The organism is Modestobacter caceresii, from assembly GCF_000761485.1.
Classification (GTDB): Bacteria; Actinomycetota; Actinomycetes; order Mycobacteriales; family Geodermatophilaceae; genus Modestobacter; species Modestobacter caceresii.
Map to the genome: position 1 here is coordinate 1 of NZ_JPMX01000045.1, position 11,489 is coordinate 11,489.

The following is an 11,489-nucleotide window of genomic DNA, read 5'->3' on the forward strand; positions in this document are numbered from 1 at the left end:
GCCGTCCGTCCGCCGTCGGCAGCGGACCACGGACGTCATAGGCCAGCGATGCCTCAGACGTGACGAGCGTGCGGGTGGCGATCACAGTGGTCATGGTCGTGCAGACCCCACCCGCCCCCGGAACTCATCGCCCGATCAGGGGGCAACGGCCGGGCGGTACCGCGTCGTCCACTCCGTCCACAGCGAGACATCCGGGTCCGGGTCGTGCGCATCTCGCACCGCGCCGACGCCTACCGCTGACTGTTCCGGCCACCTGGTGGGTCGGACGAGGTGGACCGCGCCCTGTGCGCATTCGCCCGCAGGTAGGCCGACCAGACCGAGCAGGACCACCAGCGCCTCGTCGATGCCGTGGCGCGCGGCGCCGTCCCGTGGGAGCGGGGTGTGTGACGTGTCCGATGTGCCGGGCACTCGCCGACGACCGTCACCTGTCAGCGTGCGGGCCGGTTCCGATCCAGCCAGTCGACGAGCACCTTCGAGACGTGCCCAGGCTGATCGGTCATCAGCACGTGGTTCGCGTTCGGGATCATCACGAGTTCGGCGCCGGGGATGCGGCCGGCGATGGTGCGGCCGTTCTCCGGCGGGACGAGCGCATCCCGCTCCCCGTGTACGACCAGCGTCGGCGCGGTGATGCCGTCCAGGCGGTCATGGCCGTCCCATCGTGACGACCCGATCACCTGCGCCAGGTAACCCTGGTTCGTGGCGGCGAGCGGAAACCGAACCGCCCAGTCCTCCTCGATGCGCTCGCGGGGTGTCTCGGGCGCGTAGTTGTAGGGGATGGAGGCCTCCGCGGCCTCCTGGGGCGTCGTCTGCCCGCGCTGCATCAGCATCGCCATCGCCTGGGGGTTCATGACGGCGCGCGCGATGCCTGGGTGTGTGGCGATCAGGCACAGCGAGCGGACCCGCTCCGGAGCGCTGAGCGCGATCTCCTGAGCGATCAGGCCGCCCATCGAGATGCCCACGACGTGGGCGGTGTCCACGTCCGCCGCGTCCAACACGGCCAGGCAGTCCGCCGCCATGGTCTCGACCGTGTACGGCGCTCCAGGAACGTCACCGGTGCGGCCGGCGCCCCGGTTGTCGACGCGGATGACCCGGTGGCCCTCGGCCAGCGCGGGCACCAGCCGGAACCACATCGCGGCCGGGTAGGCGAGCCCCATGACCAGCAGGACGGCGGGGGCGTCCTCCGGCCCGTCGGACTCCCAAGCAATGCGGGCCGTGTCAGGACGTTCGATGACCGGCACAGGGCGCTCCGCTCTCGGGAAACGGGGAGTCAGTTCATTCTGTATCAAGAGCCAGGCGCCATGTGCAGACGTGTGCGCCCTTGGTGTGTCCCCCTCGGGCACCGAGTTGGACTCCCACGAACGTCAGGCCGGGGGGCGCCTGCTCCTGACGTCGGCACCTCCCGGTGGATGACCGGCCGGGGATCCGTGGTTCCTGGGTCGTCCGGCCCGTGACAAGGCGAAGGGCGCCTCCTTCCGACTCTGCGGTACGAGGCGCCCTTCATCCGTCCAGCGCTGTCAGGCCATGGAGCGCAGGTTGGACCGATCGGCGACCGACTGTTCGTTCGCGCCGGCCTCGGTGTCGACGATGGCGCGTAGGAACAACCCGCCCTGCAGCTTGACCAGCCGCGACGTCAACGTCGCGAAGTACCGAACGCCGACCCGCGGGTCGAGCAGGGTGCGCGGCGAGATGTCCAGCGCCGCGTGCGTGACCTCGGCCGCGAGCTCAGCGGGCCTGGGCTCACAAGTCCGGCATCACCGTCGAACTGTGCCCGCCGCCCGGTAGCCGGCCACGACCACCTCCGGCAGCAGCGGCTCACAAGACGTCCGCGGGATGGCGCAGTGCTGCCCCCGGTACGTCCCCGCACCGCGCCGGCCTCGAGGATCAGCCGCGGCGGGGCGTGCGGCCGGAGAGCCGCCGCAGCTCCTCGGCCATCGCCTCCGGGTACTGCAACGGCAGGAAGTGCGTGCCGGCCATCTCGCGGAGCCGCGCCCCGGGCACCGACCGAGCTGCCCTGTGCACGTCGGCGACGTCGACCAGGGAGTCGTAGCGGCCCGCCACGAAGGTGACCGGGCAGGCCACCCGGGTGACGTCGAGTGGCGCGTGCTGGGCGGTGGCGTCCGCGAGGTACCGGAACCAGGACCAGTCGTTCCCGGCGAACTCGTGCAGCACCGCGCGCAACAGGCCCGGGTGGGCCGCCTCCTGCGCGGGTCCGCGCAGCGCCGCCAGGGACAGCAGCTCCTGCCAGGGCGGCAGGCTGGCAGACACCAGCGGCAGCAGGGGTCCCATGACCGGCAACAGCCGGCTGCCCAGCCGGCCCATCGGCGACCGCAGCCGTCGGGGCACGCCGTAGGTGCCGAACAGGGCGGAGTAGCTGCCCCCTGGGACCCCGGCGACGGCGAGCACGGCGCTCACCCGGGCCGGGTCCTCCAGGGCCAGCTCGAAAGCCACGTTGACCCCGAGCGACCAGCCCACCACCATCGCCGAGCGCATCCCGTAGGCGTCGAGCACGGCTCGTGCGTCGTCGGCGTGGTCCTCGACCCGCACCCGGCTCTGGTCGGCCGGGCGCTCGGACCCGCCGAGGCCGCGCTGGGACCAGCTGACCACCCGGTAGCCGCTGTCCGGGGCGATGAGCCGCGGCCAAGCAGCGGGCGGAGCTCCCAGGCCGTTGCACAGCAGCACCGGGATGCCCGTGCCGTCGTTGCACCAGGCGCGGAGGGCGGTCCCGTCCGCGCCGCGCACCTCGCGGATGCTCATGGCGGCCCGCTCACGCCGGCCTGCTCACAGGCGTGGACTGCCGGCGACCGCCGTCACCCGAAGGCCACCCGCATGTCCTCCGAGGCCGGCGAGGCCCCGTCCGACGCCGGGAGGGCCGGCTCGGCGTGATCGAGGTCCGGGGCGGCGGCCCCCTCCTGTACGGCGACGACCGCGGGGTCCAGCGTCAGGACGGTGTAGCCGGCCACGGCTCCGGCGCCGAAGCCCGGCGCGAAGATGCGTACCGGTGCGGTGATGACGCCGTCCCGCACCGCGTCGTGGATGGCCAGCGGGATGCTCGCGGACGAGGTGTTGCCGACCTCCTCGATGTTGAAGTAAAGCTGATCGGGCGTGAGCCCGGCCTGCTCGGCCAGCTGCAGCACCATGGTCTTGTTGGCCTGGTGCGGGACGATGAGGTCGATGCTCTCCAGCAGGGAGCCCGCCCGGCCGTCGGGGTCGGGCAGGGCCGTGATCTCCTCGATCATCTGCGCGAGGTAGCGGCCCGCCAGCGCCTTCACGTGCGGGCCGAAGACGGTGATGTTGTTGTCGAACACCGGGTTGGGCCAGATGATCGAGTTGACCTCGCTGGCCGGGCCGCTGGCGTAGGTCTGCAGGTGGTGGAAGTCCGGAGCCGCGCCGTCCGGCGCCGGACCGACGACCATCGCCGCGGCGCCGTCCCCGAAGATCATCCGGGACGTGCGGACGTTGCCGATCTTGTCCGAGAACTTCTCGACGCAGACCACGAGGACGGGCCGGTCCACCTCCTGCAGCAACCGGGTCGCCTCGGCCAGCCCGTACGGCATCCCGGCGCAGGCCGCGACGATGTCGTAGGCGGCGTGGGTCTGGTGGATGCCGAGCTGCCCGCAGATGTAGGTGGCCAGCGAGGGGATCAGCCGGGAGCTGGTGCAGGTGCACACCAGGACGCCGCCGATCTCCTCCGGCTCCCGACCCGCCTTCGCCAGCGCCGCCTGCGCGGCCTGCAGGCCGAGCTCCTCCAGGCTCAGCGAGCTGTACTCGCGCTGCCGGATGCCGGTCTTGGCGCCGATCTCGTCGGCGCCCATCGGCGACCAGTTGTAGGCGGAGTTGCGGATGAGGTCCTCGTTGCTGCAGACCTGGTCGCCGTGCACGGCGGCCAGCGACTCCAGGCGGGGCAGGACGGTGAACTGCCGGCGCACGTCGATCTCCGGGAAGGGGCGCACGGGTGGCCGGCTCTCCCGCGCGGGCGCCACGGGACGGCTCCGGACGCCGGCGTCCAGGCGCCGCAGGAAGGCCCGCACCTCGGCGTCCCGGGGGTGGAAGGTCACCACGTAGTCGTCGTCGGCCAGCTGACCGGCCTCGACCAGCTCCACCTGCGCCCGGTCCCACGGGTACTGGTTGTGCAGCACCATCGCCCACCGCAGCAGCGCCTCGAGCTCGGGCACCTCCTCGTCGCAGTCGAGGATGTCGGTGTAGTCGTGGACCGGGTAGTCCGGGTCGTAGTCCGGCAGCCGGAAGGTGAGGTTGGCCGGCGTCTCCAGGAACTGGGCGACCGTGGGCTTGACGGCCGGGAGCGTGGTCGCGTGGTTCCTGCGGTTGCCGAAGACGTCGAACAGGATCCCGAAGATCCGGTCCTCGACGGACTCGTCCCACTGGGCCGGCAGCGTCGGGTAGGCCGCCTGGACGGCGGCGATCTTGGTGTCGCCGTCCTCCCACGGCTCCAGCACGGGCAGGAACACGTCGGTGCGGGTCCGCGGCACGTCGGCCCAGCGCGTCGGCCGCTTGTCGTACATGGTCATCGCGAAGCGGTTGGCCCAGAACAGGTTCAGCGCGAGGTCGCGCATCAGGGCGTACCGGCTCTCGTAGCCGCCGACCCGGACCTTGTCCAGGATGTCGGTGCCACTGGGTGCCTTGGTCTCGAAGTCCCGCCGGATGACGCTGTCGAGCTGCTCCAGGGTCTCCATGGTGGAGAAGTCCAGCTGCGGGAAGATGTTCGAGGGCAGTACCAGACGACCGTGCTTGTTGAGCGCGAACGCGTTCATGTCGACTCCTCCTGGAGTGCGTGCGACGAGTCCTGCGTGGCGCGCTGCATCCCTCGCTCCACGGCGTCGATGAGGCGGGGGCGCAGCTCGGCGGCGGGGATGATGGCGTGCACCGACCCCATCTCGCGGGCCCGCTGGATGTCGTGCACCGCCTCGAACTCGGCGGCGACCTCGCCCAGCTTCTCCGAGCGGACCGTGCTGCGCAGGGTGGCGAGCTCCACCCGCAGCCGGGCCTGCTCCACCCCGTCGGCCGCGGCCACCGAGGCCTCCAGGTCGCGCACGCGGGGGTCGGCGGCGGTGCGCTTGTCGACCTCGCCGGTGAACACCACCGCGGCGGCCGGCGCCCCGCCCAGCACCGAGGCGTAGGAGCCCTCGACGGCCAGCACCTCCATGTTGTCGTTGAGGGCGCCGGAGAACACCACGAAGGCACCGCCGTGGTAGCGGGAGACGACGCAGAAGACGATCGGGCCGTCGAAGTTGACGATCGCCCGGCCGATCTCGGCCCCGTTCTCCAACTGCACGTTGCGCAACGACTCCGGCGAGCCGTCGAAGCCGGACAGGTTCGCCAGCACCACCAGCGGCCGGTTGCCGCTGCACGCGTTGATCGCCCGCGCGGCCTTCTTCGACGACTTCGGGAACAGCGTGCCGGCGGTCCACTGGTCGGGACCGTCCGCCGGGAAGCTGCCCCGCCGCGGGATGGGCCGCGACTCGATCCCCAGGACCGTGACGGGGTGGCCGCCCAGGTACGCGTCCTGGACGACGGTGGTGTCGGCGTCCGCCATGCCGGCCCAGCGCTCGAGCACGGCGTGGTCCTGGTCGGTGACGGCCCGCATGACCGTCCGGATGTCGAAGGCCTTCTTCCGGTCCGGGTTGGCCTCGGCCGAGAAGATGTCACCGACGGTGCTGAACTCGCTGGCCGGGTGCTGGTGCGGGAACGAGCGCACGTCCCGGTCCACCGGGTCGCCGGTGTCGGAGGGGCGGGCCCAGCGCTCGCCGGGGGCGACGTAGGCGTACTCGTAGTGCTGGAACAGCAGCTCGACGGCCGCGGTCAGGTTCGGCGCCCAGTACTGCGCCTGCCCGTTGGGCCCCATCACCCGGTCGTAGCCGCCGATCCCGAAGTTGTCCTCGGCCGACACGCCCCCGGAGTAGTCCAGGGAGTGCTTGCCGGTGAGCACCATCGCGCTGTCCGGGGTCATGACCAAGATGCCCTTGGTGTGCAGCAGCATCGTGGCCTCGGCGTTCCAGTACGGCTGCGCACCCACGTTGATGCCGGCGACGACGACGTTGACCTCGCCGCCGGCCTGGGTGAACGTGATCAGCCGGCGCAGCGCCCGCGCCACCCCGTCCATGTTCTCGGTGCCGCTGTCCATCGAGATCTTGGCCCCCGACGACAGCGCGAACCACTCGACCGGGATGCCCCGTTCCTCGGCGAGGTCGATCGCGGCGACCACGAGGGCGCACTCGGGCACGGCGACGGTGCCCAGGGCCTTCGTGGGGTCGCCGAAGAGCACCACCCGGGTCATGCCCTCGGGGTGCCGGGGGGTCGGCGTGGTCACCACGCCGACCACGATGCCGGCGCGGTTGCGGCCGGGTGGGCGCTCGACCGGCACCAGCCGGCCGGCGTCGTCCAGGTCGTGCTCGACGAACGTGCCGCCCGGCCCGGCGAGCAGCGGCGCGAGCTCGTAGGGGTACACGGTGCCGCGGGCGCGCGAGCGCAGCACCTTCTGGGTGTAGTCGTCCAAGGGGCGCATCGGCTCGGTCGGCCGGTCGGTCACCCGCATGGTCACGCCGGTGCCGGGTGCGTAGGCGAAGCGCAGCGCCACCTCCCGGGGGGCCGTGGAGCCCTCCTCCTCCAGCCGGGCCAGCAGGATGATCTCCTCCAGCCCGGCCCCGGCGGTCAGCGGCGCCGATGCCCGCGCCAGGCTCGCGAGCTCCGACAGCGGGACCTCGATGGAGGGCCAGGCGTAGAGGAAGACCCGGTTGTGGTCCAGGGGACGGCGTGACCTGCGCTGGGACTGCGCCCGGCGCAGCCCGTCGAGACAGGCCGTGAGCTGCCGCTCGACCGTCGGGTACGCGACGACCTCGCCCGCGTCGTCCCGGACCGGGGTCAGGTCGCGGACCTCCGCCATCGCGATGAACCGTTCGTCGTTCGGGTTCTCCTTCGCGCCGATGTGGAACAGGTACGTGTCCTCGGCCGACGGCAGGCGCACACCGTCGAAGTTCTTCAGGCGCCACAGGTTGAGTCGCTGCGCGGTCAGCGGGTGGAGTCCACGGATGATCCGGTCCTCCACGAGCCCGACCGCGTCCACGCCGTCCGCTCCTGGGCCGTCCGGCGCCGGTCGGAAGGTCACGGTCTCCACGTCACCGTCGGGGGTGGAGACCGTCACCGTCACCCGGCGGGCCGTCCGCAGCGGCGCCACGGCGTCCAGCAGGTCGCGCAGTTCCGCCGCCATCGTGTCGGCGTCCACCGGGCGGTCCGGCCAGGACAGGTAGAGGTCCACCAGCAGGTGCGGCGGGTCGGCGACGTCCTCGGCCGCCCCCGCGAGCGCGGACAGCGCGGCAGGGAGGGCCTCCCGCTCGGCCATCAGGGCCAACAGGTGCAACCGGGACCCGTTCAGCTCGTAGTCCGCCGAGACGCACGAGTGACCGCCGAGCAGGGAGGTCCGCACGTGCTGCAGGTCGCGGCTGCGGTAGTAGCGGCGGGTCAGCACCTCCAGCACGGGGTCGGGTTCCGTCGTCGGCCGTCCGGCACGCTGGCCCAGCAGCCGGATCAGGGGCTCGGGGCTCGCCACCAGCGTCTCGATCCGGGCCATGCCGGCGCCGGTGTCGCCGCGCGCGCCGGCCTCGTCGAGCTCGGTCAGCAGCCGGTCGGCCTCGTCGAGCACCTCCTGTCGGGCCCGCTGCAGCACCGGTTCCTCGAACCAGCGGAAGCGCACGGCGCGGGCCAGGTCACCGACGGTCGGGTAGCGCAACTGGGTCGCGGTGACGAGCCGGTCGAGCACCTCCCCCACCTCGACCCGGGACGGCCCGGGAGGAGGGCTGCCGGCGTCCAGCCAGCGCTCCAGCAGCGCCTGGACCGCGGGGAGCTGGTCGGCGATGCGCTGCTGGGCGAGGAAGATGCGGTGCACCGCCTCCTCCAGCGCCGGGCCCGGTTCGAGGTCGCGGACGTCGTAGTGCAACAGCGCCCGGGAGAGCCGGGCGCGGAAGCTCTCCGGCAGCGCCTCCCGCTCGACGTCCAGGGAGTGCAGGTAGGCGTGGAAGTACTCCCGCGGGCTGTGCACCTGCTGGTCGGCTTCCTCCTCCTCGCTCGCCGGACGGTTGCGGGCCAGCTCGCAGAGGTCGGCGAACGTGGTGAGCACGGCTAGCTCGCCGCGCAGCAGCTCCGGGTCGTCCACCGGCAGCTCGCTGCGGCCCGTGCAGTACTCGGCGACCAACGCCCGGGCGTGGTCGGCGCTGACGTCCCAACCGGTGATCAGCGCCTCCAGCTCGGCCAGCAGCGGCGCCGCCGTCTCGCGCGGGTCGGGCTGCGCGTCTGCGGGTCCGGGGAGCACGATCCGCTCGCCCGAGGCCTCCTCGACGTCCCCACCGGTCCGTTCCAGGTCGAGCAGCGCGACGCCGGCATCGACCTGCACGTTCGGCCCGACCAGCACCTGGCGGACCCGGCCGGCGAACGGCGCCCGCACGGCGGTCTCCATCTTCATGCTCTCCAGCACGGCGAGCGTCTGGCCGGCCTCCACCTCCTGCCCGGTCTGGACCCGGAGGGCGACGACGACCGACGGGGCGGGCGCGCGCACCAGGCCGCCGGCGTCGCGGGTGACCCGGTGGGACACGCCGTCGACCTCGACCAGGTGCGAGCCGGCGGCCGTCACCGCGACGACGGAGAAGCGCCGGCCGTCGACGGTGAGACGGCTCTCCAACGGGCTGAGCCGGTCGACGTCCACGTCGACGGACCGGCCGTCGAGCTGCACGCGGTAGCGGTCGCGGCTGACCTTGGCGGCGGTCAGGCGGTAGACCTGCCCCCGGTGGCCGAGCTCGACCGTGCGCCCCACCTCGTGCGGCGCGCGCGGTCGTCCGCCCCGGGCGGACGCCAGGAAGGCCGCGCGTTCCCGGGCCTCCTCGGTGTCGGAGACGTCGACGGCCACCTGGAGCAGGGCGACGAAGCCGTTGGGCGTGGTCTCCGCCTGCCCGGTGCCCGTGCGGTCCAGCCAGCCGGTGTCGGCGGTGCCCGCCACGACCTCCGGCCGGTCCAGCAGGTCGAGCAGGAAGGACTTCGTGGTGGTGCCGCCCCGTAGCACGACGGTCGTCTCGCGCAGCGCGCACCGCAGGCGCGCGAGCGCCTCGGGACGGTCCCGCCCCCAGGCGATGACCTTGGCGACCATCGAGTCGTAGAGCGGCGGGATGACGTCCCCGACGCCGATGCCGGTGTCCACGCGGACCCCCGGGCCGGTGGGGAGCCGCATCAGCTCGACCCGGCCGGGTGCCGGGGCGAACCCCTGCTCGGCGTCCTCGGCGTTGAGCCGCGCCTCGACGGCGTGCCCGGACTCCGCCGGCGGGTCCCCGACGAGCCGGCCGCCGGCGGCGACGTGCAGCTGGAGCTTCACGATGTCCAGCCCGGTCGTCACCTCGGTCACCGGGTGCTCGACCTGCAGCCGGGTGTTGACCTCGAGGAAGGTGAACAGCTGCTCGGTGGGCTGGTACAGGAACTCGACCGTGCCGGCACCGACGTAGCCCGCAGCCCGGACCAGCGCGATCGACGACTCGCGCAAGGCGGTGTCCTGCTCGGGGCTCAGGACCGGCGAGCTGGACTCCTCGAGCACCTTCTGGTTGCGCCGCTGCACCGAGCAGTCCCGTACCCCGGGTGCCCACACCGCCCCGTGCTGGTCGGCGATCACCTGCACCTCGACGTGCCGGCCGCCCTCGACCAGTCGTTCCATGAACACGCTCGGGTCCCCGAAGGTCCGCGCCGCCTCGGCCTGCGTGCGGGTGAGGGCCTCCTCCAGCTCGTCCTCGGTGCGGACGACCCGGATCCCCCGGCCGCCGCCGCCGCTCCTGGCCTTGACGATGAGCGGGTAGCCGATGGCGGCGGCGTGCCGGTGACCGTCCTCGACGGTCTCGACCGGGCCGCCGCTCCATGGTGCGACGGGGACGCCGGTCTGCTCGGCGAGCACCTTGGCCTCGATCTTGGCGCCCAGCAGCCGCATGGCCTCCGGTGGCGGGCCGATGAAGGTCACGCCGAGGTCGGCGCACAGCTCGGCGAACGCGGGGTCCTCCGCGACGAAGCCCCAGCCGACCCACGCGGCGTCGGCGCGGCCGGCCCGCAGCGCCCGGCCGAGTTCTCCGTGGTCCAGGTACGGGGTCCCCCCACCGGTCTCGCGGAGGACGACGGCCTCGTCGGCAGCGCGGACGAAGGAGGCCCGGCGCTCGGCCTCGGTGTGCAGCGCGATCACGCGGATCGCGGTGCCGTGCTCGGCGTTGAGCTCGCGCACGGCTCGGATGAGCCGCAGAGCGGGTTCGCCCCGGTTGACCACTGCGATGCGGTGGAACACCCGCGCACCCCTCCCCCGTCGACGGATCGGTCAGGTCATCGGCGCAGGGCCGAGGTCTCACCGCTGATGCGGGCTCACATGTCGAGCCCGCCGTTGACCCCCCACACCTGGCCGGTGATGTAGGAGGAGGCGTCGGCGGCCAGGAAGTGCACGACGCGGGCGACCTCCTCAGGCCGTCCGAGCCGACCCAGCGGGATCTTCGCCCGGAGACCGGCGACCACCTTCTCCGGAACGGCGTCGAGCATCTCGGTCGCGGTGTACCCCGGCGTCACGGCGTTGACGGTGATGCCGATGCCGTCGGTGTGACCGGCGCGCTGCAGCTGCATCGCCGCCTCCCGGGCGAGGGTCTTCGTGAGCCCGAACAGCCCCGACTTGGCCGACGCGTAGTTGACCTGCCCGATCCCACCCGTCTCGCCGATCACCGAGGAGATCATCACGATCCGCCCACTCCCCCGCTCGAGCATGTGCGCCAGCGCGGCCTGGGACAGGTAGAAGGCCCCGGACAGGTTGACGTCGATCACCCGGCGCCAGTCGTCGTCGCCCATCTTCGCCACCGTCCGGTCGACGGTGATGCCCGCGTTGTTGACCAGGATGTCCAGCCGGCCGTGCTGCTCGACCACCTCGGCGACACACCGGCGGCAGTCGTCGGCGGAGCCGATGTCACCGCGGTGCATGGTCACGCCCCGGTCGGGGAAGGTCTCGCCGAAGCCCTGGGCGAACCGCTCCGCCGCCTCCTGGTTGCCGCTGTAGCCGGCGGCGACGTCGGCGCCCTGGGCGGCCAGACTGCGGCAGATGGCCGCGCCGATCCCGCGGGTCCCGCCGGTCACGAAGGCCACCTTGCCCAGGAGCTTGTCGCCCGTCCTGGTGCCGCTCTCCTGTGTCGCTGTCATCGCGTCCCCCTCGGCCGCGGCGCACCCGCGACTCCTCGGAGCTGGAACCCCCATGGCTCCACGTGCGCAGCTCCGGGCACCGGCGAGCATGGCCCCGGCCTGGCAACGCCGTCAACGCAAGACGGGCGAGTCGACTCCCCTGCGGGTCGGCCTGCGCCTGCACCCGTCCCGCACTCGGGACGGCTTCGGATGAGGCTGTCGGCGACAGCACGGCCCGGCTGAGCGAAGTGGCGTCCACCAAGGTGGTGTGCCAAGGGGCCCGGTGAGGGCGTCGGCGTAGACGT

General features: G+C 72.7%; 5 protein-coding genes. All 5 read right to left on the reverse strand.

All coding sequences use genetic code 11. From position 1 onward, the window contains the following. Positions 1–428: 428 nt before the first annotated feature. Positions 429–1,238 (reverse strand): alpha/beta fold hydrolase, encoded by an 810-nt coding sequence (locus tag IN07_RS11385; protein ID WP_052091156.1) that lies wholly within the window; start codon positions 1,236–1,238, stop codon positions 429–431. Between the two features lie 643 nt (positions 1,239–1,881). Next, on the reverse strand, positions 1,882–2,754 hold the full coding sequence (locus tag IN07_RS11390; protein ID WP_036335937.1) for an alpha/beta fold hydrolase: 873 nt from the start codon (positions 2,752–2,754) through the stop codon (positions 1,882–1,884). A 53-nt stretch (positions 2,755–2,807) separates the two neighbouring features. Beyond that, positions 2,808–4,769 carry a 3-oxoacyl-ACP synthase III family protein gene (locus IN07_RS11395; RefSeq protein WP_036335938.1) on the reverse strand — a complete coding sequence of 654 codons (1,962 nt, stop codon included), beginning with the start codon at positions 4,767–4,769 and terminating at the stop codon, positions 2,808–2,810. Continuing rightward, positions 4,766–10,315, reverse strand: coding sequence for an ATP-binding protein (locus tag IN07_RS11400; protein WP_052091157.1), 5,550 nt, complete (start codon positions 10,313–10,315; stop codon positions 4,766–4,768). The genes IN07_RS11395 and IN07_RS11400 overlap by 4 nt, the downstream gene beginning before the upstream one ends. A gap of 74 nt (positions 10,316–10,389) precedes the next feature. Continuing rightward, positions 10,390–11,205, reverse strand: coding sequence for a 3-oxoacyl-ACP reductase FabG (gene fabG, locus IN07_RS11405; protein WP_036335939.1), 816 nt, complete (start codon positions 11,203–11,205; stop codon positions 10,390–10,392). Positions 11,206–11,489 lie beyond the last annotated feature (284 nt).